The organism is Mesorhizobium sp. B2-6-2, assembly GCF_006440615.1.
Taxonomy (GTDB): Bacteria; Pseudomonadota; Alphaproteobacteria; order Rhizobiales; family Rhizobiaceae; genus Mesorhizobium.
This window is the reverse complement of sequence record NZ_VFUG01000020.1, coordinates 1-19,188: the sequence shown is the minus strand read 5'-3', so window position 1 is coordinate 19,188 and position 19,188 is coordinate 1. Positions and strand designations below refer to the sequence as shown.

30 protein-coding genes and 1 riboswitch are annotated in these 19,188 nt (G+C 64.0%); of the genes, 22 read left to right on the top strand and 8 right to left on the bottom strand.

Going from position 1 to position 19,188, the window contains the following annotated elements; genetic code table 11:
• Nucleotides 1–6 precede the first annotated feature (6 nt).
• Both FJ419_RS26180 and FJ419_RS26175 read left to right on the top strand, forming a co-directional pair.
• Entirely contained in the window at nucleotides 7–633 is a 627-nt protein-coding gene (locus FJ419_RS26180; protein ID WP_140700085.1) for a hypothetical protein, read from the top strand.
• 55 nt (nucleotides 634–688) lie between these two features.
• Nucleotides 689–1,537, top strand: a complete 849-nt coding sequence (locus FJ419_RS26175) for a 23S rRNA (adenine(2030)-N(6))-methyltransferase RlmJ (protein ID WP_140700082.1) — start codon at nucleotides 689–691, stop codon at nucleotides 1,535–1,537.
• A gap of 15 nt (nucleotides 1,538–1,552) precedes the next feature.
• Here the strand turns inward: FJ419_RS26175 and FJ419_RS26170 are convergent, their stop codons facing one another.
• Complete coding sequence (locus FJ419_RS26170) at nucleotides 1,553–2,308, bottom strand: AraC family transcriptional regulator (RefSeq protein ID WP_140700079.1); 756 nt, start codon at nucleotides 2,306–2,308, stop codon at nucleotides 1,553–1,555.
• A gap of 185 nt (nucleotides 2,309–2,493) precedes the next feature.
• On the opposite strand from FJ419_RS26170, the gene FJ419_RS26165 reads away from it, so the two are divergent.
• From FJ419_RS26165 to FJ419_RS26155, 3 genes are all read left to right on the top strand, one after another.
• The gene (locus tag FJ419_RS26165) at nucleotides 2,494–2,916 is read left to right on the top strand and encodes a VOC family protein (RefSeq protein WP_140700076.1); all 423 of its coding nucleotides are present in this window, start codon (nucleotides 2,494–2,496) and stop codon (nucleotides 2,914–2,916) included.
• A 36-nt stretch (nucleotides 2,917–2,952) separates the two neighbouring features.
• Entirely contained in the window at nucleotides 2,953–3,351 is a 399-nt protein-coding gene (locus tag FJ419_RS26160) for a DoxX family protein (protein WP_140700073.1), read from the top strand.
• Nucleotides 3,352–3,479: 128 nt separating this feature from the next.
• Nucleotides 3,480–3,932, top strand: a complete 453-nt coding sequence (locus FJ419_RS26155) for a hypothetical protein (RefSeq protein WP_140700070.1) — start codon at nucleotides 3,480–3,482, stop codon at nucleotides 3,930–3,932.
• A 280-nt stretch (nucleotides 3,933–4,212) separates the two neighbouring features.
• On the opposite strand, the gene FJ419_RS26150 is transcribed toward FJ419_RS26155, so the two are convergent.
• The gene (locus FJ419_RS26150) at nucleotides 4,213–4,803 is read right to left on the bottom strand and encodes a TetR/AcrR family transcriptional regulator (protein WP_140541114.1); all 591 of its coding nucleotides are present in this window, start codon (nucleotides 4,801–4,803) and stop codon (nucleotides 4,213–4,215) included.
• A gap of 105 nt (nucleotides 4,804–4,908) precedes the next feature.
• Here FJ419_RS26150 and FJ419_RS26145 point away from each other — a divergent pair, with 105 nt between their 5' ends.
• A complete protein-coding gene (locus tag FJ419_RS26145; protein ID WP_140700067.1) occupies nucleotides 4,909–5,439 on the top strand; it encodes a DinB family protein in 531 nt (176 codons plus the stop codon).
• Between the two features lie 411 nt (nucleotides 5,440–5,850).
• Nucleotides 5,851–6,228 carry a hypothetical protein gene (locus tag FJ419_RS26140; RefSeq protein WP_181165047.1) on the top strand — a complete coding sequence of 126 codons (378 nt, stop codon included), beginning with the start codon at nucleotides 5,851–5,853 and terminating at the stop codon, nucleotides 6,226–6,228.
• A gap of 107 nt (nucleotides 6,229–6,335) precedes the next feature.
• On the opposite strand, the gene FJ419_RS30920 is transcribed toward FJ419_RS26140, so the two are convergent.
• Nucleotides 6,336–6,503 (bottom strand): hypothetical protein, encoded by a 168-nt coding sequence (locus FJ419_RS30920; RefSeq protein ID WP_181170812.1) that lies wholly within the window; start codon nucleotides 6,501–6,503, stop codon nucleotides 6,336–6,338.
• Here FJ419_RS30920 and FJ419_RS26135 point away from each other — a divergent pair.
• From FJ419_RS26135 to FJ419_RS26125, 3 genes are all read left to right on the top strand, one after another.
• Complete coding sequence (locus tag FJ419_RS26135) at nucleotides 6,502–7,098, top strand: glutathione S-transferase family protein (RefSeq protein ID WP_140700062.1); 597 nt, start codon at nucleotides 6,502–6,504, stop codon at nucleotides 7,096–7,098. The genes FJ419_RS30920 and FJ419_RS26135 overlap by 2 nt on opposite strands.
• Nucleotides 7,099–7,362: 264 nt before the next feature.
• Nucleotides 7,363–7,740, top strand: a complete 378-nt coding sequence (locus FJ419_RS26130; protein WP_140700050.1) for a TfoX/Sxy family protein — start codon at nucleotides 7,363–7,365, stop codon at nucleotides 7,738–7,740.
• Nucleotides 7,741–7,826: 86 nt separating this feature from the next.
• Nucleotides 7,827–8,240 carry a GFA family protein gene (locus tag FJ419_RS26125; protein WP_140700044.1) on the top strand — a complete coding sequence of 138 codons (414 nt, stop codon included), beginning with the start codon at nucleotides 7,827–7,829 and terminating at the stop codon, nucleotides 8,238–8,240.
• Between the two features lie 154 nt (nucleotides 8,241–8,394).
• Here FJ419_RS26125 and FJ419_RS26120 read toward each other — a convergent pair whose 3' ends face one another.
• Nucleotides 8,395–9,042: an outer membrane protein gene (locus FJ419_RS26120; protein ID WP_140540903.1), complete on the bottom strand. Its 648-nt coding sequence runs from the start codon at nucleotides 9,040–9,042 to the stop codon at nucleotides 8,395–8,397.
• Nucleotides 9,043–9,455: 413 nt separating this feature from the next.
• Between FJ419_RS26120 and FJ419_RS26115 the strand changes: the two genes are divergently transcribed.
• From FJ419_RS26115 to FJ419_RS26070, 10 genes are all read left to right on the top strand, one after another.
• Nucleotides 9,456–10,220, top strand: coding sequence for an SDR family oxidoreductase (locus FJ419_RS26115; RefSeq protein WP_140700038.1), 765 nt, complete (start codon nucleotides 9,456–9,458; stop codon nucleotides 10,218–10,220).
• Nucleotides 10,217–12,307 carry an excinuclease ABC subunit UvrC gene (gene uvrC / locus FJ419_RS26110; RefSeq protein WP_140700035.1) on the top strand — a complete coding sequence of 697 codons (2,091 nt, stop codon included), beginning with the start codon at nucleotides 10,217–10,219 and terminating at the stop codon, nucleotides 12,305–12,307. The genes FJ419_RS26115 and uvrC overlap by 4 nt, the downstream gene beginning before the upstream one ends.
• Before the next feature lie 309 nt (nucleotides 12,308–12,616).
• Nucleotides 12,617–13,213 carry a CDP-diacylglycerol--glycerol-3-phosphate 3-phosphatidyltransferase gene (gene pgsA, locus FJ419_RS26105; RefSeq protein ID WP_040984724.1) on the top strand — a complete coding sequence of 199 codons (597 nt, stop codon included), beginning with the start codon at nucleotides 12,617–12,619 and terminating at the stop codon, nucleotides 13,211–13,213.
• A 9-nt stretch (nucleotides 13,214–13,222) separates the two neighbouring features.
• The gene (gene moaD, locus FJ419_RS26100; RefSeq protein WP_095767047.1) at nucleotides 13,223–13,480 is read left to right on the top strand and encodes a molybdopterin converting factor subunit 1; all 258 of its coding nucleotides are present in this window, start codon (nucleotides 13,223–13,225) and stop codon (nucleotides 13,478–13,480) included.
• A gap of 1 nt (nucleotide 13,481) precedes the next feature.
• Nucleotides 13,482–13,961: a molybdenum cofactor biosynthesis protein MoaE gene (locus FJ419_RS26095; RefSeq protein ID WP_140700032.1), complete on the top strand. Its 480-nt coding sequence runs from the start codon at nucleotides 13,482–13,484 to the stop codon at nucleotides 13,959–13,961.
• Nucleotides 13,962–14,095: 134 nt separating this feature from the next.
• Nucleotides 14,096–14,509 (top strand): YbaY family lipoprotein, encoded by a 414-nt coding sequence (locus FJ419_RS26090; protein WP_140700029.1) that lies wholly within the window; start codon nucleotides 14,096–14,098, stop codon nucleotides 14,507–14,509.
• A gap of 180 nt (nucleotides 14,510–14,689) precedes the next feature.
• The gene (locus FJ419_RS26085; RefSeq protein ID WP_246676253.1) at nucleotides 14,690–14,959 is read left to right on the top strand and encodes a hypothetical protein; all 270 of its coding nucleotides are present in this window, start codon (nucleotides 14,690–14,692) and stop codon (nucleotides 14,957–14,959) included.
• A 221-nt stretch (nucleotides 14,960–15,180) separates the two neighbouring features.
• Nucleotides 15,181–15,243: riboswitch (Fluoride riboswitch) on the top strand.
• Between the two features lie 98 nt (nucleotides 15,244–15,341).
• Nucleotides 15,342–15,755 carry a fluoride efflux transporter CrcB gene (gene crcB / locus FJ419_RS26080; RefSeq protein ID WP_140700219.1) on the top strand — a complete coding sequence of 138 codons (414 nt, stop codon included), beginning with the start codon at nucleotides 15,342–15,344 and terminating at the stop codon, nucleotides 15,753–15,755.
• Nucleotides 15,756–15,758: 3 nt separating this feature from the next.
• On the top strand, nucleotides 15,759–16,196 hold the full coding sequence (crcB, locus tag FJ419_RS26075; RefSeq protein ID WP_140700026.1) for a fluoride efflux transporter CrcB: 438 nt from the start codon (nucleotides 15,759–15,761) through the stop codon (nucleotides 16,194–16,196).
• A 33-nt stretch (nucleotides 16,197–16,229) separates the two neighbouring features.
• Nucleotides 16,230–16,574 carry a DUF190 domain-containing protein gene (locus FJ419_RS26070; protein WP_140700021.1) on the top strand — a complete coding sequence of 115 codons (345 nt, stop codon included), beginning with the start codon at nucleotides 16,230–16,232 and terminating at the stop codon, nucleotides 16,572–16,574.
• Here the strand turns inward: FJ419_RS26070 and FJ419_RS26065 are convergent.
• Nucleotides 16,549–16,797, bottom strand: coding sequence for a hypothetical protein (locus FJ419_RS26065; RefSeq protein ID WP_140700016.1), 249 nt, complete (start codon nucleotides 16,795–16,797; stop codon nucleotides 16,549–16,551). The genes FJ419_RS26070 and FJ419_RS26065 overlap by 26 nt on opposite strands.
• 163 nt (nucleotides 16,798–16,960) lie before the next feature.
• A complete protein-coding gene (ndk, locus tag FJ419_RS26060) occupies nucleotides 16,961–17,383 on the bottom strand; it encodes a nucleoside-diphosphate kinase (RefSeq protein WP_027165590.1) in 423 nt (140 codons plus the stop codon).
• 158 nt (nucleotides 17,384–17,541) lie between these two features.
• Here ndk and FJ419_RS26055 point away from each other — a divergent pair, with 158 nt between their 5' ends.
• Nucleotides 17,542–17,775 (top strand): hypothetical protein, encoded by a 234-nt coding sequence (locus tag FJ419_RS26055; RefSeq protein ID WP_140700011.1) that lies wholly within the window; start codon nucleotides 17,542–17,544, stop codon nucleotides 17,773–17,775.
• Nucleotides 17,776–17,825: 50 nt separating this feature from the next.
• Here the strand turns inward: FJ419_RS26055 and FJ419_RS26050 are convergent, their stop codons facing one another.
• Together FJ419_RS26050 and FJ419_RS26045 are read right to left on the bottom strand one after the other, a co-directional pair.
• The gene (locus FJ419_RS26050; protein ID WP_140700008.1) at nucleotides 17,826–18,122 is read right to left on the bottom strand and encodes a DUF1905 domain-containing protein; all 297 of its coding nucleotides are present in this window, start codon (nucleotides 18,120–18,122) and stop codon (nucleotides 17,826–17,828) included.
• A 24-nt stretch (nucleotides 18,123–18,146) separates the two neighbouring features.
• Nucleotides 18,147–18,839 carry a glutathione S-transferase family protein gene (locus FJ419_RS26045; protein WP_140700005.1) on the bottom strand — a complete coding sequence of 231 codons (693 nt, stop codon included), beginning with the start codon at nucleotides 18,837–18,839 and terminating at the stop codon, nucleotides 18,147–18,149.
• A 61-nt stretch (nucleotides 18,840–18,900) separates the two neighbouring features.
• Here FJ419_RS26045 and FJ419_RS26040 point away from each other — a divergent pair.
• Nucleotides 18,901–19,188: DinB family protein (locus FJ419_RS26040; RefSeq protein WP_281405837.1), on the top strand; the 288-nt coding region annotated here is incomplete at its 3' end.

Below are 19,188 nucleotides of genomic sequence, written 5' to 3'. Positions count from 1 at the left end.
GCTTGAATGCGCTTCCTGTGTGTCCTTCTCCTCATCGCCGGTGCCGCCATCGGCATCTTCTATCCCTGGGCGATGAGCAATTTTTCCGGCCACGCGATCGGCACGTATCGGGTCTATGAGGGCGGCCGCTTCAGGCCCGCCACCGTGCAACTTGCCGCAAGCGACGCTCCGGTAAGGGTGCTGGTCGACCTGACCGCGCGAGCCGAGCGCGTCGTGGGCCAGCAGCGCACGGTGCTGACGCTGACCGCGGTGCATGGCGGCCGCACGGTGCTGGCCTCGGCGCTCTCCTTCAACCACACGGACAATCCGCGCCAGGCCAGCCCGCAACTGCCCGACAAGATCTTTCGCGACGAGGCCGGCGTCATCGATAGGGTCGCGCCCGGTCCTTACCTCTTCACCGTCGGACCCGGCGATGCCGACGGCATCGCCATGCGCGCGGTCGATCTCATCCTGCGCGCCGGCACCGGCTCGATCGACGAACGCGCGCGGCCGACCGGCTATACGCTGATGGGCGTCGGCCTTGCCGGACTGGCGGTTTCGCTGGTCTTCGGGCGCCGCGGCGGTGGCCCGAAAAATCCCAATTCGCAGCCGCCACCGCCGCGCTGGGGCCGCAACGGTTCGCCACGAGCATGATGCCGAAAAGTGTGAAGCGGTTTTCGCTCGACATGCTCTCTAAAGGTAAGCGCGCATGAATTATCGCCACGCCTACCACGCCGGCAATTTCGCCGATGTCGTCAAGCATGCCGTGCTCGCGCGCCTCGTCGAATATCTCAAGCAGAAGGACAAGGCTTTTCGCGTCATCGACACCCATGCCGGCATCGGCCGCTACAATCTTGCCTCGGTCGAGGCCGGCAAGACCGGCGAATGGCAGACCGGCATCGGCCGGCTGGTCGAGTCCGCGCTCGAGCCGCAAGCGGCGGCGCTGCTTCAGCCCTATCTCGAAGCGGTGCGCGCGCGAAATCCCGACGGCGGCCTCAAGCATTATCCCGGCTCGCCGCTGATCGTGCGCCATCTCCTGCGCAACCAGGACCGGCTGACGGCGATCGAGCTGCACCCCCAGGATGCCGCGCGGCTGAAATCCGTCTTCGCCGGCGATTTCCAGACAAGGGTGATCGAGCTCGACGGCTGGCTGGCGCTTGGCGCGCAACTGCCGCCGAAGGAAAAGCGCGGCCTCGTCCTCATCGATCCGCCCTTCGAGGAGGAGGGCGAGTTCTCCAGGCTCGTCGAAGGCCTGCAGAAGGCGCATCGGCGCTGGCCGGGCGGCATCTACGCGCTCTGGTACCCGATCAAGGACCGCAAGGCGGTCACCGCTTTCCGCACGGCGTTGAAGGAGACCGGCATTCCGAAGCTGCTCGACATCGCCTTCGAGATCCGGCCCGCCTCGAACGAGCCCAGCCTCGACGGCAGCGGGCTGGTGGTGGTCAATCCGCCCTACACGCTGGAAGGCGAATTGAAGGTCCTGTTGCCGGCCCTCCACAAGGTTCTCGCCGTCCGGCAACCGTCGCGATGGACCCTTGATTGGCTGGCGGGCGAGTAGGGCGCCGCCTTCCCCTTACGCCAGCGCCGAGGGCGTCACGCCGGTCAGCCGCCGGCTTTCGCGGATCAGATGCGCCTGGTCGGCATAGCCGGCCTCGATGGCGAGCAGCGCGGTCGAGGCGTTGCCTTGCTGTCGTTGCAAGCGCCGGTACCGATGGAAGCGCAGGATGCGGTCGAGCGTCTTCGGGCCATAACCGAAGGCGTCCTCGAAGCGGCGGCGCAGCGTCCGTTCGCTCATATGCAGCTGGCGCTGCAGGAAGGAAACCAGCGGCGTTTCCGGCGGCAAACCTTTGTGGATGACGTCGAAGGCCCGGCCCATCTGCGGGTCGAGCGCATCGCGGCCTTCGGTGCGCATGCCGACCGTCTCTTCCAACTGCCGCAACATGGCTGGCAGATCGGTCGCAGCCTTGATGCGATCCGATAGTCCGCGGACACGCGTACCCCATAGTTCCTGGAGATCGAGCCGCCCGCCGACGATTTCGCTGGCTGGCACGCCCAGCCACCCGGCGGCCGCGCCGGGACGGAAGCGGAAGCCGACAATCACCGCCCCGGCCGGCGGCATCTCGATCTGCGGCTCCTTGTCGGGTCCGGCCACCCGGAAGCGGCCGTCGATCCATTGCAGGTCGGTCGTCGCGTCCGGCGTGATGACGATGGGCGGAACGGCGCGGTCGTCCATGCGGTGGACCCAGACCGCGCAGAAGGCAGCGGCAAGGCCGCCAGCGACTGGTCGCTCGCGAAAGAAGCCGGTGGTCTGCGCCAGGACCGGTTCCATTCTCTCTCTCCGATCTGCTCCAGCGGGAGTTGCCGGATCGGTGCGACGGTCATTTTGGCCGAAATATTCAAGGCCGGCCACGTCATCCATGGCAAAACGGACGCAACTTCACCGCGCTTCACGCGCTCGCATCAGACTGCATCCGTTCGCGGCTGCGGTCGCGAATATAGAAAGGAGTGAGAGAAATGAAAACTCGCATCACCGTATTGACGCTCGGCGTCGACGATCTGGAAGCGTCGCTCAAATTCTATCGCGACGGCCTCGGCCTGCCGACGGAAGGCATCATCGGGCGGGAATTCGAACATGGCGCCGTCGCCTTCTTCGAACTCGCCGGCGGCTTGAAATTCGCCATCTTCGAACGGTCCAGCATCGCCCATGACGCGACGGTGCCGCAGAGCGGCCGCAGCCCGACCGAGCTCACCATTGGCCACAATGTCGGCAGCGAGGCCGAGGTCGATGCCGTGATGGCCGAGGCCGTCAAGGCCGGCGCGCGCGTGGTCAAGCCGGCGCAAAAAACTTTCTGGGGCGGCTATGCCGGCTACTTCCAGGATCCCGACGATCATCTGTGGGAGGTCGTCTACAACCCGGCCTTCATTCCGCTGGATTGAGCAAAGCAAAGCGCGTCGTCGAGAGAGGAGGCTGCCATGCCCGTTCAATCCATTCAAGCGCTTGGCGCTCTCCTCATCGGCGGCGTGTTCGTCTTCGCCGGCATCGAGCATTTCCTGAAATTCGGAGCGATGCGCGACTATCTGGCCGCGCAGAAATTTCCGGCGCCGGCCTTGATGCTGGCCGTCGGTTCGATGGTCGAGGCCGTCGCGGGTTTCCTGCTTGCCGTTGGCATAACTCGGCCCTTTGCCGCCGGTGCGCTCGCCACCTTCACGCTGGCGACGAACGTCATGCTGCTACGTTTCTGGGCCGTGGAGGAGCCGGAGAGGCAGGTCCTGCGCAACGCATTCCTGGTCAACATTGCCGTCATCGGCGGGCTGCTGCTTGCCGGCACGCTTTACGTTGCATGGGGATTCAGGCCAGGCCGGCTGACCTGAATCTCCATGCAACCCAATTAGCCGGTGAAGTCTGGAACGAAGTTTTGCGGAAACCATTGTTTTCGCAACCGCTTGACCGCCGCCAAGTGCTCCCGCACAGTGCGCGGAACCGACCTTGAGAGGCTGTCATGACTCGCTTCGCCCATTCCGCCCTTGCCGCGCTGGTTGCCCTGTCCACCCCCTTTGCCGCTCCGCTGGGCTTTACCCAGGCGGCGCAGGCCGCCGATCTTTCCGTCTACAGCGGCGACGACGGCAGCGTCTGCGGCGAGGCCTGGGTGTTGAGCAAGATCACCGACCGCTTCTCCTATCAGGTGCATCACGTGCCGCATCTGCCCGACGTCGCGATCACCGATTTCCGCAACATCCGCCAGCATCGCTATGAGCCGGCGAGCGACGAATGGCCGATCGGCCGCCACTATTGCCGCGCCACCGTCAACCTGACGGACGGCCGCGACCGTTCGATCTTCTACCTGATCGAGGAAGGTCAGGGCTTTGCCTCGATCGGCGACAATGTCGAATTCTGCGTCTTGGGCTTCGACCGCTGGCTGGTGTATAACGGCCGCTGCCGCGTGCTGCGATGATATTTTGCGGGCGCTCTACGGCGCCCCCCTCTGGCCTGCCGGCCATCTCCCCCACAAGGGGGGAGATAGCGGCTTCGGCGTTCAGCTGCATTCTGTAGAGTTGGTGATTGGCGAAAGCCGGCGCGCCAACTGATCTCCCCCCTTGTGGGGGAGATGTCCGGCAGGACAGAGGGGGGCGCTGTCCCGCCGACCTGTCGGAAGTTGGCTTCTCGCTTTCAGAGGTCCGCCGCCGGCAGTCATGCAAGCAGCTCCCGCTCATAGCTGTTTCGCTGCCGCTCGCTCAGGCTGCCTTGCGGCCCGATACGTAAGCCTCGATCAACTCGACCAGCTGCTTCTGCAATTCCGGCGCGTCGAGCATGTTGCGCCGTGCCGCATTGTGGATCACGCCCTCGATCGCCGAGGAGAGCACGCGCGCCATCGTCTCGGTATCCTTGCGGCGCTTGCGATACTGCGCGACGGCCGCCGCATAGTGTTCGAGATAGCGCGCCTGGAACGAGGCATGGGCGGCGCGCGAGCCGCGGTCGCCGGGTGCTTCGTCGAGCAGCACCTGGTGCAGCGTCGGATGGATCGAGTGCGCTCCGATCATGCCGCGCACCAGCTCGCGCGCGAATTGCCTGAGCGGCTTCTCGTCGGCCGCCGCTTCGCGAATCACCGACAGCACATGATCGAAGTGGCGGCGCCGGATCGCTTCGACCAGGGCGAGCTTGTCGGGGAAATATTGATAGAGCGAGCCGATGCTGACGCCCGCGGCCTCGGCCACCTTGTTGGTGGAAAAGCCTGCCCAGCCGAGCTCGCTCAAAACGTGAGCACCGGCTTCGATGATCGCCTCGACGGTGGCGATCGAACGCGCCTGGCGCGGCTGCTTGCGCATGCGTGCGGCCGGCTTTGCAACGCGAGTAGACATGCTGGGCCCGTCTCCCGAGAATATAGACAGGATACTCACATTCATTTCACCAACGCAAATGGGGCGGCAAAGATGAGCGCCAAGACCTTGCTGAAGGGCATGCTCGCCTATCAGGCCTGGGCGAACGATGAATTGGTGGAGAAGCTTGGCGGGATCGACCCTTCTCGCGACGCGGGAGAGTGCCACGCCGCAATCCGTCTGATGAACCATATCCATGTCGTGGCGCGGATTTTTGCCGCGCATCTGAAGGGCGTCGCCCATGGCTATGCGAGCGATAATACGCCGGACACGCCCGAGCCGCGCGCATTGCGCGCCGCCTTGGCCGAGATCGACGGCTGGTATCTCGACTATCTCGAAACCGTTTCGGAGCAAGAGCTTGGTGGTCCTGTCGCTTTCACCTTCACTGACGGCAACAGGGGCTGCATGACGAGGCAGGAGATGCTGATCCATATCGTCTTGCACGGCAGCTACCATCGCGGCGAAATCGGCCGCATGCTGGCCGCCATGGCGCTCTCGCCGCCCTGGGACACCTACGCCGTCCATCTGCACAAGGCCGAGCCGGCGCGCCGCCTGCGGCCCGGACGCCACCCGGCGGGCGTTTGAATGCGGCGCCTGAATATGAGCCTTACGCTCACTTTAAAGCGCTCAAGCTTTGGTCGTCGCATCTAGCCGGTTCGTCTGTAGATGTTTCTGCTGGACAAGATGAAGTCGACGGTCGACGGCCTCTTATCTATTATGAGCGCTCTGCTCACATTGCGATGCAAGGTTATGCCGCCGGTCGATGGAGGATCGGGCGATAGAAGCTGCGCGAAAATCTGTGGGTCGGGCCATCACTTCGAAAGTGACAGATTCGCTCACAATTTTTCAATGAGATGCATCTTAAAGCGTTTCGTGTAACCAAAATTCAATAACTGAAAATCATTGTGTTGCTTCGCTGGCTAGACAGTCGCGAGTCAGATATGCATAGACACGCCGGGTCACTCACGACCATTGGCAAAACGCAAGGGGCATCGCATGGCAAAGACGACAACCAAGGCGCCGGCGGCGAAAGCGCCGGCAAAGAAGCCGGCAGCTAAAGCTGCCGCGAAACCTGCAGCAGTGAAGAAGGCAGCCGCACCGAAGGCCGCCGCCAAGGCCCCGGCCAAGGCAGCAGCGAAGCCGGCAGCGAAGGCTGCGGCTAAGCCCGCCGCCAAGAAGCCGGTAGCGAAGGCCGCGGCCAAGCCCGCCGTCAAGGCAGCGGCAAAGCCGGCGGCCAAGCCCGCCGCCAAGAAGCCGGCAGCGAAGGCCGCGGCCAAGCCCGCCGCCAAGGCTCCGATGAAGGCCGCCGCCGCCAAGGCACCGGCAGCCGTGAAGAAGGCAGCTCCGGCCAAGAAGCCGGCCGCCAAGAAGTAATCGCGTAGCTTCGCTCGCGAACCGCAACGGGTGAGGGCGGGTGCCACTCAGGCACCCCTTTCGCCAATTCGGTGTCACGGTGAACGGAGCCGGAGCGCACGCTCCTCCTAAAGCTCTCGGAAATTTTGCTGCCAGGCAAAACTTCCGGGAGCTTTTTTGTTGCCGCGCCCGCGCTGCCAAAATGCATTGGCCAAGCTGGATTGGCCTTGCTGGGCCGTTGCCCTGGAGACCCATTCGGTCGACAGTGCCGCGAACAAACTGGGAAAACCGATCATGCCGAAGCTGCTTTACGCTTCCGCGTCCCCTTACAGTTCGAAGGTCCGCATGGCGGCCGTTCATGCCGGCATCGCCATCGATCTCGTGCCGGTCAAGACGGAGGACAAGCCGGCCGAGCTGATCTCGGCCAATCCGCTCGGCAAGATCCCGGTGCTGGTGCTGGAGGACGGCCGGTCGATCCATGACAGCCGCACCATCACGCAACATCTCAACCGGCTGTCGAAGAGCGCGCTGTTCCCCCGCAATCCCGACAAGCGGCTCGAAGCGGAAGTTCTCGAGGCGCTGGCCGACGGCATCTGCGATTGCGCGCTGTCGATGGTCTATGAACGACGCACGCGTCCGGAAGCGATGGTCCACCAGCCCTGGCTCGATCGCCAGTGGGCGAAGATCACCGCCGCGCTCGACCTCATCAACGCCAACCCGCCGAAGCTGCCGAAGAAGATCACCGCCGGCCATATGGCGCTGCGCGCCTGCCTCGGCTATCTGGCGCTGCGCTTTTCCGGACAATGGGAGAAGGGCCGCAGCCGGCTCGTGCGCTGGGCCGCGAGGTTTGATGAGAAGTTTCCGGAGCTGAAGGGCTGCGTGCCGGGGTAGAAACAGCTGATCTCCCCCCTTGTGGGGGAGATGCCCGGCAGGGCAGAGGGGGGCGCTGTCCCGCCGGCATCTCAGTATTGCCGAGCATGTGCCGCCAACAAAGGTAACGGGGCCGCCTCGAAAGTTGGCGTTCCTTCGCGCCCCCCTCTGGCCTGCCGGCCATCTCCCCCACAAGGGGGGAGATTGGCAGCTTCGGCCTCGCGCCCGTCTTGAACCCCGTCCGTTTCCATGCTTGCCTAACACCGCCCAAGTCGGAGTGGTGACATGGCAAAGCCCTCAACGAGCCTCGCGCCCGACCCGATGGTCGAGCGTCTGCGCGCGGCGCTCGGCCGGCGCGCCTTCACCGAACAGAAAATGTTCGGCGGCACCTGCTTCATGATCGACGGCAACATGCTGATCGGCACGTCGAAGCGCGGCTTGCTGGTGCGTGTCGGCAAGGCCGCGCATGCGGCCGCAGCCGCACGGCCCCATGCAAGCCCGATGGAAATGGGCGGACGCTCGATGGAAGGTTATGTCCATGTCGCGCCGGAAGGCACAGCCACCGAGGCGGATCTCCGTGGCTGGCTCGGCCTTGCGCTGGCATTCGTCGAAACTTTGCCGCCGAAGGTCAAACCCGCCAAGGTCGCAAAGAAACGCGCGTAAGCCGCTCGTCGCACCAGCCTTCCGAGCCGCGACGTGTCAGTGTTGTTGAGCTGGCTTCGAGGAACGCACGGCCAGGGGAGGAAGCGATGGCACTCAATGGACATTGCATGTGCGGTGCTGTGGCCTGGGCCTATTCAGGCGAGATCACGCGCAACCTGGTCTGTCACTGTACCGATTGTCAGCGGGCGACATCCGCCCCCTTCACGGCCTTTCTGGGAATGAGGCCGGACAAGCTGAGCTGGAGCGGCGACATCAGGCACTATGAAAGCAGCCCGAATACTTTTCGCGGTTTCTGCCCGTCCTGCGGCGCGAGGCTCTACTTCCGCTCCGACCGATGGCCTGCCGAGATCCATGTCCACGCCGCCACGCTGGACGACCCGGGCGAGTACCGTGCGGACGCGCAAGTCATGATGCGCTCAAGAGCAAAATGGCTCGACCGGCTGCAATCGATTCCGGTCCATGAGGACTTCCAGCAGGCGCCGTCGACGGCGACTCCCTGAAATGTGGGCGATACGGCTCGCGTGAAGTTTGTTGCCTGCTCGTTCAAAACTTCTCGAAACCGGCAAGCTCCCGACAAGGGCAGAAGGACAGGATTGCAAACACAAAAAAAGCCGGGCGCAAGGCCCGGCTTTTCCGTGTCGTGGCTTCTACGACTTAGAACTTCATACCGACGCCGAAGGTGACGCGGTTGTCCGAAGACTTGACCTTGCCAGTGGCGCCGAAGTTCTTGCTGCCGTAGTCGGTGTAGCGGTATTCGACGCGGCCGAACACGTTGTCCGTGATCTTGATGTCGGTGCCGGCGCCGGCGGTCCAGCCGAGCATGGCCTTGCTGTCGTTTACGCCGGTGACACTGTCATCGATCTTCTGGTTCTTGGCAGCGAGACCGCCCGTGCCGTAGAGCAGGATTTCCGGGGTCACGGCATAGCCGAGGCGAGCGCGCAGCGAACCCTCGATGCCGGACTTAGCGGAAAGGCCGTTATCCGAGCCCTTGGTGCCGTTATAGCCGAGGTCGGCTTCAGCACCGTACACGAAGTTCTCCTGCTGCCAGTTGTAGCCGCCGAAAACGCCGCCGATGAAACCCTTGGTCTTGGCGTCGACGCCCGGGGCCTTCACATGGCCGCCGAAGCCGTAGCCGAGATTGATACCGGCATAGGGGCCGGCCCAGGAAGCGACCGGAAGCTCGGCAACCGGAGCGGGAGCCGGCGGCTCTTCGGAAACGACGTCGGCCGCAAAGGCGGTGCCACCAAAGGCGAACAGCCCGAGCGCAGCGGCAAGCGGCGCGAATTTGAAATTGGTCTTCATTGTTATACTCTCCTTAAGCCACAAGACACGTAGGCTTTTTTGTTCATGAAACGCCCCGGCCCGTCCGGGGGGATAAACGGGCTTGGCGCTCAACGGTTCCAAATGTCGTGCTGAAATGCGGCTGAAGCGAACCTGAACTTGGGTCATTCCCCGGCGCGAATAAGGCCGAAAGTTGACGTTGCATCTTCGCAACAGCGAATGTCAGCAGGCTAATCATGTTGCGCTGCACACCGCTTGGTTCAAGGGGTCCGGCGACATATATTGCCGGGAACGGCGCCCCGAATCCGATAGGGCGGAAGCGCGTCCGGGCCGCTTCGCCACATTCCTGCCCCAGGTGGAAATGGCATTTAACGCTTGGCCCGTCACATTGTGCCGGCTTCCCGGAATCGTGAAGCCGATTGAGGATTGACAGCATGAGACAAGCCGCGACCGTCGCGCTGGTGACGGGTGGAGCAAGGCGGATCGGCAAGGCGATCGTAGAGGATCTGGCCGCCAATGGCTTCGCCGTCGCCATCCACGCCAATCGCTCCGGCAACGAGGCCGAGGCGTTGGCAAAGAAGATCGTGGCCGAGGGCGGCCGCGCCGCCGTGGTCGCCGCCGACCTCACCGACATGGATGCCGTGGGTGAGCTTGTCGGTCGCGCGCAGGCGGCGCTCGGAGCCGTCACGCTGCTGGTCAACAACGCTTCGTTGTTTGTCGACGATCGCGTCGAGGATTTCGACTGGCAGGCCTGGGACCGCCACTTCGCCATCCATGTGAAGGCGCCGGCGCTTTTGGCGCAGAACTTTGCCCGCGCGCTGCCGCAAGACGGGGAGGGGCTGATCGTCAACATCGTCGACCAGCGCGTCTGGCGGCCGACGCCGCGCTATTTCTCCTATGCGCTGTCGAAATCGGCTCTGTGGACGCAAACGCAAATGCTTGCACAGGCGCTCGGACCGCGCATCCGCGTCAACGCCATAGGTCCTGGCCCGACACTGAAGAACAAGCGCCAGGATGACGATGATTTCGAAAGCCAGGTCGAGGGCCTGATCCTGAAGCGCGGCCCGCAATTGCCCGAATTCGGTGCCACGATCCGCTATCTTTGGCGCGCACGCTCGGTGACCGGCCAGATGATCGCGCTCGATGGCGGCCAGCATCTTGCGTGGCAGACGCCCGATGTGACAGGCATGGTGGAATGAGTCCCGTAGCCCAAAGAGACAAACGAAACGGCGCCGCCGACGATCTGCCGCCCGATGTCGACCCCGAGATGGACGTTGAGGACGAGGCGGCGGAGGAGATTGTCGAGGCCGAGCCTTTGCCGTCCGGCCCCGAGGTCGCCTTCACGGCCATCGACTGGACGCCGCACGCCGGCGACGCCGACGGCATGGTCGGCGCAGAGGTGATCCAGACCCTGGTCAAGCGGCTGCCCAACCAGCCCGGCGTCTATCGCATGATGAACGCCGCCGGCGACGTGCTCTATGTCGGCAAGGCGCGCAGCCTGAAGAAGCGCGTCACCAATTACGCGCAGGGGCGCTTCCACACCGCCCGCATCGGACGCATGGTGCGCGAGACGGCGACGATGGAATTCGTCGTCACCCGTACCGAGATCGAGGCCCTGCTGCTCGAGGCCAACCTCATCAAGCGGCTGCGGCCCCGTTTCAACGTGCTGATGCGGGACGACAAGTCCTTCCCCTATATCCTCTTGACCGGCGACCATGTCTCGCCCGGCATCTACAAGCATCGCGGCGCGCGCTCGCGAAAAGGCGACTATTTCGGCCCCTTCGCTTCCGCCGGCGCCGTCGGGCGCACCATCAACTCGCTGCAGCGCGCCTTCCTGCTTCGAAGCTGCACCAACTCTTTCTACGAGAACCGCACAAGGCCGTGCCTGCTCTATCAGATCAAGCGCTGCGCCGGGCCTTGCACCGGCGAGATCTCGCATCAGGGCTATGCCGAACTGGTCGCCGAGGCCAAGGATTTCCTCTCCGGCCGCAGCCAGAAGGTGAAGACCGAAATCTCGGCCGCCATGCAGCAGGCCTCCGAAGAGCTCGATTTCGAGCGCGCCGCCATCTACCGCGACCGGCTTGCGGCGCTCTCGCATGTCCAGGCACATCAGGGCATCAACCCGCAGACGGTCGAGGAGGCCGACGTCTTCGCCATCCACCAGGAGGGCGGCCAGACCTGCATCCAGGTGTTCTTCTTCCGCACCGGTCAGAACTGGGGCAACCGCGCCTATTTCCCCAAGGCCGATCCGGCGCTGGAGCCGGCGGAGGTGCTGGGCTCGTTCCTGGCGCAATTCTATGACGACAAACTGCCGGCGCGCATGCTGCTTCTGTCGCAGCCCGCGCAGGAACAGGAGCTGCTCGCAGAGGCGCTCGCGACCCATGCCGGCCGCAAGATTACGATTTCGGTGCCGCAGCGCGGCGAGAAGAAGGAGCTGACTGACCACGCGCTGCAGAACGCGCGCGAGGCGCTTGGCCGCAGGTTGGCCGAGACCTCGACGCAGGCGCGGCTGCTCGCCGGCTTCGCCGAGACCTTCGGCCTGGCAAAGCCGCCGGTACGCATCGAGGTCTACGACAATTCGCACATCATGGGCACCAACGCGGTCGGCGCCATGGTCGTCGCCGGACCGGAAGGTTTCGTGAAGAACCAGTACCGGAAATTCAACATCCGCTCCACCGAGATCACGCCGGGCGACGATTTCGGCATGATGCGCGAGGTGATGCAGCGGCGCTTTTCGCGGCTGCTCAAGGAGCATGGCGACGTCCAGCCCGGCTCGGCCGTCGAGGACGAAGCCGGCGAGGAGGATCTGGTCGCCGGCAATGGCGGCTTCCCGGCCTGGCCCGACGTCATCCTGATCGACGGCGGCCAGGGCCAGATGACGGCCGTGCGCCAGATTCTTGCCGATCTCGGCGTCGAGGACAGGGTGGTGGCCATCGGTATCGCCAAGGGCCCGGACCGCGACGCCGGCCGCGAGCGCTTCTTCGTCAAGGGCAGGGAAAGTTTCATGCTGCCGGTACGCGACCCGGTGCTCTATTTCGTCCAACGCCTGCGCGACGAGGTGCACCGTTTCGCCATTGGCTCGCACCGCGCCCGCCGCAAGAAGGAGATGGTCAAAAGCCCGCTCGACGAGATCGCCGGCATCGGCCCCGGTCGCAAGCGCGCGCTGCTCCACGCCTTCGGCACCGCCAAGGCGGTCAGCCGCGCCGCAGTCGAGGACCTTGTCAAGGTCGACGGCATTTCCGAGCATGTGGCGAAGCTGGTCTACAATCACTTCCACGAGAGCTGACGCCCATTGTGTCGTCATTCCAGGGCGGAGCAAGGAGCGCAGCGACGCGGCGCAGACTGGAATCCATTCCGTTACCTCTAGGCGCTGCAGCGGCTCAGAAAACCTCCGTTCTGCTCCGTTGCAGGCCGCGCGAGGTCACGGAATGGATCCTCGGGTCTGCGCGTCCGCTTCGCTGCCGCTCCGCCCGTGGATGACGAAGTTGCCTGGGCTTCACGCCATTTTTCCCTGGTCAATCGAATCTCGGCTGTTGACCCCCTACATTGGCTTCTGATTTGAGTACGTCTGGCGGTGGAGATTTCCCGAGACGACATGGCACAGCGCGCGTTCAACCTGCCGAACATCCTTACCTATGCCCGCATCGTCGCGGTACCGCTGGTCGTGCTGTGCTTTTTTCTTGAAGGCCACCTGAAGTCGTCCGACTTCGCCCGCTGGTCGGCGCTGGTCATTTTCCTGCTTGCCTCGATCACCGACTACTTTGACGGCTATTTCGCGCGCGCCTGGCAGCAGACTTCCAACATCGGCAAGATGCTCGACCCGATAGCCGACAAATTGCTGGTTGCCACCTGCCTGCTCCTGCTTGCCGCCGACACCGACCGCCATGGCGGCATCGCCGGCTGGTCGCTATGGGCGGCAATCATCATCCTGTGCCGCGAGATCCTGGTCTCGGGCCTGCGCGAATATCTGGCCGCCTTGAAGGTGTCGGTGCCGGTGACCCAGCTCGCCAAGTGGAAGACCACCATACAGATGGTCGCCATCGCCTTCCTGCTGGTCGGCCCCGCCGGCGACAAGATCTTTCCGCTGACCACGCAGATCGGCCTCGTGCTGCTGTGGGTCGCGGCACTTGTCACGCTCTACACCGGCTACGACTATTTCCGCGCCGGCCTCAAGCACATCATGGACGAGTAGGAAGCGCGGATGTCGACGAAACTCATCTATTTCGCCTGGGTGCGCGAGCGGATCGGCAAGCCGGAAGAGGACGTCGACTTGCCTGCCGGCATCGAGACGGTAGCCGATCTGCTGCGCTGGCTGAAGTCGCGCGGCGAGGAGTATGAAAACGCGCTGCAATACCCGGACGTCATTCGCGTCGCCATCAACCAGGAACATGTCGGCCATCGCGAGAAGATCGAAGGCGCGCGCGAGATCGCCCTGTTTCCGCCGATGACCGGCGGCTGACATGGCCGGTGCGGTCGTGCCCGCCATCCGCATCCAGCGCGAGGACTTCGACGTCGCCGCCGAGATCGCCGGCCTGACCAAAGGCCGGACCGATATCGGCGCCGTGGTCACTTTTTCCGGCCTTTGCCGTGACGAGCAGGGCGCGCTCTCGGCGCTCGAGCTCGAGCACTATCCCGGCATGGCGGAGGCCGAGATCGGCCGCATCGCCGCCGAGGCCGCCGGGCGCTGGCCGCTGCAGGGGCTCACCGTCATCCATCGCCACGGCAAGATAGCGCCGGGCGAGAATATCGTGCTGGTGGTCGCGGCCTCGTCGCACCGCCAGGCCGCCTTCGAGGCGGCGAATTTCCTGATGGATTACCTGAAGTCGCGTGCGCCCTTCTGGAAGAAGGAACACCGCGCCGACGGCTCCGAGGGCGGCTGGGTCGAGGCCAAGGAGGCTGACGATCACGCGGCGGAGCGCTGGAAGAGACAGCGCGAATAATGCATGTCGCCCAGAAGTGTGCAGCGATTCTGGGGCAACGACATGCATCAGAAAAAACTCCCGTTCGGCCATCGAACGACCGCAATCCTTCCCAAGCCTGTCGATTGGTTCGATTTGCTTGGCGGAGCAATCTCATGCTGGACCGGGTCGCGGAATTCTTCATCTTCGGGCTGGTACCATTGGTCGTCGGCGTGCTCGCCGTGCCGGAAGCGACCAGCGCCGACGAAAGGACGATCGCGGGCGAGGTGATCTATCGTGAGCGCATCGCGCTGCCGCCCGACGCCGTGCTCGTGGTCGAGCTCGCCGATGTTTCGCTGGCCGATGCGCCGGCAATCGTGATCGCCAAGCGCAGGATAGCGCCCACCGGCCAGGTGCCGATCAGGTTCGACATCGGTTTCGATCCCAAGGCGATCCAGGAGGGCCGGACCTATACGCTGCAGGCGCATATCGCGGTTGGCGAACGGCTGATGTTCGTTACCGGTACAAGTCATCCGGTCGATCCGCTGGCGGGCAAGCCTCAGACGGTTCTGCTGAAAATGGCGCGCTGACGTCGTGCGCCGAGCCCGACCGCGCAACTTTTGTGCCTGGACACCGTTTTCTCCGGAATAAACCGGCAACGCCGGGCGTTGACTTATGCAGATGGCGGGCAGGCAAGGGACAATGTCCCTTCACTTAAGCCGCCAGACCGAATGCGCGGGCTCGATCTGGCCACTCAAAGGAGACCAGACATGAAAAAGCGCATGCTCATCCTCGCAGCCGCGAGTGTATCGCTGATTGCCTTTGCCGGCATTGCCCGGGCGGACGATCATCTGTTCAATGCCGAGCAGCATGGCCTTAGCCCAGACAGCCAGCCGTTCCAGACCAACAAGGCCGGCCACAGCGGCGACCTTGCGCCTGGACAGGGCAGTCCGTTCACCGGTGAGGAGACGAAGACGCCGTCTACCGATACAGAGGCAGCGAACGCCCATGCGAATGTGAAAGACCGTCAAGCCAAATGACGTCTGCCCGCCGGGGGCCGGCGGGTTTTATGAGCAATTCCGGGAAAAACGGGGCGCGGTTTTCCGTCCGGAATTGCGTCGAAAACAACAGAGCATGATGTCGTCTGAAAGCCGCTCCATGCTTTTCGGCATCATGCTCTGGCTGGGCTGACCGTCTCAACGGTTCTGTCCGTCATTCAGCACGTCGCAATTGACCGCGCTGTTGCAACCGCCTAGGTTCCCTCGAAAATGGGGATGGGGTTCCCCCGAAACCGCCCTTATGGGCTGATGACTCCTGCCAGGCGTGCTCTCGCGCGGCAGGATTTGTTTTTCCGCTCCGCATCGTGCCTGTTCTTGTGAGGTGATTCCGGTTTGGGATCGCGTTTGGAAAGGCATGAAAGCGATGACCCTTGCGGCTTGCGCCCTGGTCCTGATCGGCGGTTTCTTCGGCGGCATTTCCCGCTTTTTCCTCTCCGGCGTGGTCGGCCGTTCCATCGGCGAGACCTTTCCCTGGGGCACGTTGTTGGTCAATGTTTCCGGCGCCCTGGCCATCGGCGCCTTCGCCGGCGCGGCACGCTCGGTCGGCGGCGTCTTCGCCAGCGATCTCGTGCGCGACCTGATCGTCGTCGGCCTGTTCGGCGGCTACACCACGGTGTCGTCCTTCTGCCTGCAGACGGTCAACCTCGCGGTCGACGGTGAGGGGCGGCTCGCCGCCTTCAACGTCGTCGCTTCGTCGGTGCTGTGCGTGCTGTTCGTCGCGCTCGGCTTTTGGGCGGTGGTCTGGGTGGTTGGTTCAACCACCGCGGCGATAGGCTGAGCGATGGTGGACAGACAGATGGCAATGCGGCTTTATCTGGCGGTCGGCTGCGGCGCGGCGATCGGCTCGCTAGCCCGCTTCCTGTCGGGCTATGTCATCGTCTCGCTGCTCGGCCTGAACGCGCTGTGGTCGACCGCTCTCGTCAATATCGTCGGCTCGTGGATCATCGTGGTTTTCGCCACGCTGACCGGGCCGGACGGCCGCATGATGGTCGGTCCCGCCAGTCGCAATTTCGTCATGACGGGCCTCTGCGGCGGCCTCACCACGTTTTCAGCGATGAGCCTCGACACCTTCACTCTGCTGTTCGAGGGCGACTTGCCGCTGGCCGCGACCTATCTCATCAGTGTGGTCGGCCTGTCGCTCGCCGCCGCGTGGCTGGGCTATCTCATGGCGTCCAGGCTCAACCGCCTGCCGGTCGACAGGCAGTCGGCCAACAGGTGATGGTCCAACACAGATGATCAGGGAGAAGTGAACATGGAACTTCCCGCGCAATGCGCGCTGCTCAGGATCTTCTTCGGCGAGGATGACAGGGCGGCCGACGGCAAGCCGCTGCATGAAGCGATCGTCATCAAGGCGCGCGAGACCGGCATGGCCGGCGCCACGGTTTTGAGGGGCCCGCTCGGCTTCGGCCGCTCCAGCGTGCTCCACACCGCCAAGATCCTGCGCCTGTCGCAGGATTTGCCCATCGTCGTCGAGATCGTCGACGCGCCGGAGAAGATCGATGCGCTGATCCCCGAGATCAAGGCACTGACCAGGACGAAGAGCTGCCTGATCACCCGGGAGAAGGTGGAAGTCATCCGCTACGGCGATGGGGACTGAACTCCCCGGTCTCCCCGTCACCGCCTCGGAGACGGCGGCCGATCGTCACTTCATCGAAGACACCGGCGGAAAACAGTCTCATCGCCTCTATCGCCAGGTCCGACGCCTCGGGACTGCCTATAACGATGCCGCGCTCCTCGCAGACCTCATCATAGATGCGCTTCAACAGGGCGAGGTCGTCCGGATAGGCAAGGCCACTTTCAGAAACATGAGGCTTGATCATGCCTCCCTCCCACGGTTCGGCGGAAGCGCGGCTCACAGCCGCCGAGCGCTACTTTGTTGCCAATTTCGCTGAACCTAGGGCAGGCGGCGAATGTGACCACCCGTTTCAAAAACAAAAAACGGCCCGCTGGAGCGGGCCGTTCCGTGAAACTCGAGCTTGCGCCTCAGCCGACGATCTCGGTGTCCGAGAACCAGTACTTGATCTCCTGCGCGGCGGTTTCGGGCGCGTCCGAGCCATGCACCGAATTCTCGCCGATCGATAGTGCATGCACCTTGCGGATGGTGCCCTCGGCGGCGTTGGCCGGATTGGTGGCGCCCATCACTTCGCGGTTCTTGGCGATGGCGTTCTCGCCCTCCAGCACCTGGACGATGGTCGGCGCCGACGACATGAATTCCACCAGCTCGCCGAAGAACGGGCGATCCTTGTGGACGGCGTAGAACCCTTCCGCCTCGCGGCGGCTCATCCAGACGCGGCGCGATGCGATGACGCGCAGGCCGGCGTCTTCCAGCATTTTGGTGATGGCGCCCGTCAGGTTGCGCCTGGTTGCGTCCGGCTTGATCATGGAGAAGGTGCGTTCGATCGCCATAGGGTCGTCCTTGTTGTGGGAATGGAAATTGGAGTGGCGGGCTCTATACAAGCCGCCCGGCGGCTTGCCAAGGGGAGGCGGCTTCTGGTCAAGGCGAGCGCTTTGCGGGATAATTGGACGGCTGCGAACGCGCTGGACGCAGCTTGGAGCTGAGGCGAATGAACTGGCCCTACCTCAGGCGCGGCGACATGGCGGGCATTGTCTTCATGGCCGTGGTTCTTGCCGTGGCTGCCTTCGCGCTGCTGTTCTTCCCGCAGCGCGCAGAGCAGAATTTCGGCTTCGGCCCGGAATGGCAGTGCGTGCGCATGGAACAGGGCGATCCGATCTGCGTGAGGCTGGCCGACGGCAATGCGCCGAACGGGGACGCGCGCGACAAGGACATGTCAAAGTAGACTATGGCACTGCACAGGGATTTTGATCGGTCGGCTTCAGTCGGCCCTATCTAAAGCTCGACCTCAATGGTCAGCATCGGCGAATCCCCTGCCTTGAGACCTTCGCGCTGGCGCACCGAGGCCTTGACCGGCAACAGAAGGCTGCCGGACGCCTTGTCGGGAAAGAGCGACGTTTGCCACCTGGTCTTCCCGATCGCCGCCGTGATGCCGAGCGAGCCCCAAGGGCGCGCCAGCCCCGCCATCGCCGCCTTGATCCGTGCCGCGAACTCCACCGGTAGTGTCACGAAATGCCAGCCGCCCTTGCCGGGGTAGACCCAAATCTCGGCTCGCATCTCATAGCGCAACATGCCAGCCCCCAACACTCGCGGTCTTCACGCCGCCGCCGCGACCTGCCGGCCGATCCCGCCATGCAGGTCGAGGCAGCGCTCGAGCCAGCGGGCGATGCTGTCGCCGTCGTCGAGCAACCGGAAAGGCGAGGCGATGCGGCCCCATTGCAGCGCCCCGAACACGATGTAATCGGCAAACAGCGGCGCCTCGCCGCCGATGAAAGGCTGGTAGGCGAGTGTCGAGCGCAGCGGCTCCAGCGCGGCGCGAAAGGCCGGGAGCCCGGCATCGCGGCTGGCCACGACGTCTTCCAGGCGCTTGCCATAGCGCTGCTCGCGATTCTCGCGGAAATAGGCCGCGTTCGGTTCGTCCTGCATCGCATGCAGATCGGTCAGCGCCACCGTCGCGATGTAGGGGTGTATGGTGAATTGCGACCAGCGCTCGATAAAGCGCGCCATCGCCTTGCCGCCTTCGCCGGAAAACAGCGTCGGCCGTTCCGGATAGGCTTCGTCGAGATAAAGCGCGATGGCGAAGGAATCGGCGACAACCCGCTCGCCGTCGCGGATCACCGGCACCGTCTTCGACACGCCGCCTTCGACTTTCGGCACCTCCAGGAAGCGCGTCGGCACATTGGTGGCGGCAAGTCCCTTATGCGCCAGTGCCATCTTGGTCTTCCAGCAATGCGGGCTGAACGGGCGGGCGACGTCATGGCCGACGAGGTCATAGAGCAGAATGGTCATTGGCGGGTCCGTTGCTGCGGGTTACGAAGGGCCCGGATTCGCGTCAAGCCGGGTGGGAAGAATGAAGCAGCATTTCATGATGTTTGCGGCCTACAATCAATGGGCCAATGGCCGTCTCTATGATGCCGCCGCCGATCTTGGCGAAGACGAGCTCGGTCGCGACGTCGGCGCCATCTTCGGCTCGATGCTCGGCACGCTCAACCATCTGCTCGCCGTCGACCGCATATGGATGAAGCGCTTCACCGGCGAGGGCGACGCGCCTTCGAACACCGCCGCCATGCTCTACCACGCCTTGCCGGCCCTGAGGCTGGCGCGCGAGGCCGAGGACAGGAGGATCGTCGACTGGGTG

Coding starts and splice junctions, on each gene's coding strand:
- FJ419_RS26180 (WP_140700085.1), top strand. CDS start 7: ATGCGCTTCCTGTGTGTCCTTCTCCTCATCGCCGGTGCCGCCATCGGC.
- FJ419_RS26175 (WP_140700082.1), top strand. CDS start 689: ATGAATTATCGCCACGCCTACCACGCCGGCAATTTCGCCGATGTCGTC.
- FJ419_RS26170 (WP_140700079.1), bottom strand. CDS start 2,308: ATGGAACCGGTCCTGGCGCAGACCACCGGCTTCTTTCGCGAGCGACCA.
- FJ419_RS26165 (WP_140700076.1), top strand. CDS start 2,494: ATGAAAACTCGCATCACCGTATTGACGCTCGGCGTCGACGATCTGGAA.
- FJ419_RS26160 (WP_140700073.1), top strand. CDS start 2,953: ATGCCCGTTCAATCCATTCAAGCGCTTGGCGCTCTCCTCATCGGCGGC.
- FJ419_RS26155 (WP_140700070.1), top strand. CDS start 3,480: ATGACTCGCTTCGCCCATTCCGCCCTTGCCGCGCTGGTTGCCCTGTCC.
- FJ419_RS26150 (WP_140541114.1), bottom strand. CDS start 4,803: ATGCGCAAGCAGCCGCGCCAGGCGCGTTCGATCGCCACCGTCGAGGCG.
- FJ419_RS26145 (WP_140700067.1), top strand. CDS start 4,909: ATGAGCGCCAAGACCTTGCTGAAGGGCATGCTCGCCTATCAGGCCTGG.
- FJ419_RS26140 (WP_181165047.1), top strand. CDS start 5,851: ATGGCAAAGACGACAACCAAGGCGCCGGCGGCGAAAGCGCCGGCAAAG.
- FJ419_RS26135 (WP_140700062.1), top strand. CDS start 6,502: ATGCCGAAGCTGCTTTACGCTTCCGCGTCCCCTTACAGTTCGAAGGTC.
- FJ419_RS30920 (WP_181170812.1), bottom strand. CDS start 6,503: ATGATCGGTTTTCCCAGTTTGTTCGCGGCACTGTCGACCGAATGGGTC.
- FJ419_RS26130 (WP_140700050.1), top strand. CDS start 7,363: ATGGCAAAGCCCTCAACGAGCCTCGCGCCCGACCCGATGGTCGAGCGT.
- FJ419_RS26125 (WP_140700044.1), top strand. CDS start 7,827: ATGGCACTCAATGGACATTGCATGTGCGGTGCTGTGGCCTGGGCCTAT.
- FJ419_RS26120 (WP_140540903.1), bottom strand. CDS start 9,042: ATGAAGACCAATTTCAAATTCGCGCCGCTTGCCGCTGCGCTCGGGCTG.
- FJ419_RS26115 (WP_140700038.1), top strand. CDS start 9,456: ATGAGACAAGCCGCGACCGTCGCGCTGGTGACGGGTGGAGCAAGGCGG.
- uvrC (WP_140700035.1), top strand. CDS start 10,217: ATGAGTCCCGTAGCCCAAAGAGACAAACGAAACGGCGCCGCCGACGAT.
- pgsA (WP_040984724.1), top strand. CDS start 12,617: ATGGCACAGCGCGCGTTCAACCTGCCGAACATCCTTACCTATGCCCGC.
- moaD (WP_095767047.1), top strand. CDS start 13,223: ATGTCGACGAAACTCATCTATTTCGCCTGGGTGCGCGAGCGGATCGGC.
- FJ419_RS26095 (WP_140700032.1), top strand. CDS start 13,482: ATGGCCGGTGCGGTCGTGCCCGCCATCCGCATCCAGCGCGAGGACTTC.
- FJ419_RS26090 (WP_140700029.1), top strand. CDS start 14,096: ATGCTGGACCGGGTCGCGGAATTCTTCATCTTCGGGCTGGTACCATTG.
- FJ419_RS26085 (WP_246676253.1), top strand. CDS start 14,690: ATGAAAAAGCGCATGCTCATCCTCGCAGCCGCGAGTGTATCGCTGATT.
- crcB (WP_140700219.1), top strand. CDS start 15,342: ATGACCCTTGCGGCTTGCGCCCTGGTCCTGATCGGCGGTTTCTTCGGC.
- crcB (WP_140700026.1), top strand. CDS start 15,759: ATGGTGGACAGACAGATGGCAATGCGGCTTTATCTGGCGGTCGGCTGC.
- FJ419_RS26070 (WP_140700021.1), top strand. CDS start 16,230: ATGGAACTTCCCGCGCAATGCGCGCTGCTCAGGATCTTCTTCGGCGAG.
- FJ419_RS26065 (WP_140700016.1), bottom strand. CDS start 16,797: ATGATCAAGCCTCATGTTTCTGAAAGTGGCCTTGCCTATCCGGACGAC.
- ndk (WP_027165590.1), bottom strand. CDS start 17,383: ATGGCGATCGAACGCACCTTCTCCATGATCAAGCCGGACGCAACCAGG.
- FJ419_RS26055 (WP_140700011.1), top strand. CDS start 17,542: ATGAACTGGCCCTACCTCAGGCGCGGCGACATGGCGGGCATTGTCTTC.
- FJ419_RS26050 (WP_140700008.1), bottom strand. CDS start 18,122: ATGTTGCGCTATGAGATGCGAGCCGAGATTTGGGTCTACCCCGGCAAG.
- FJ419_RS26045 (WP_140700005.1), bottom strand. CDS start 18,839: ATGACCATTCTGCTCTATGACCTCGTCGGCCATGACGTCGCCCGCCCG.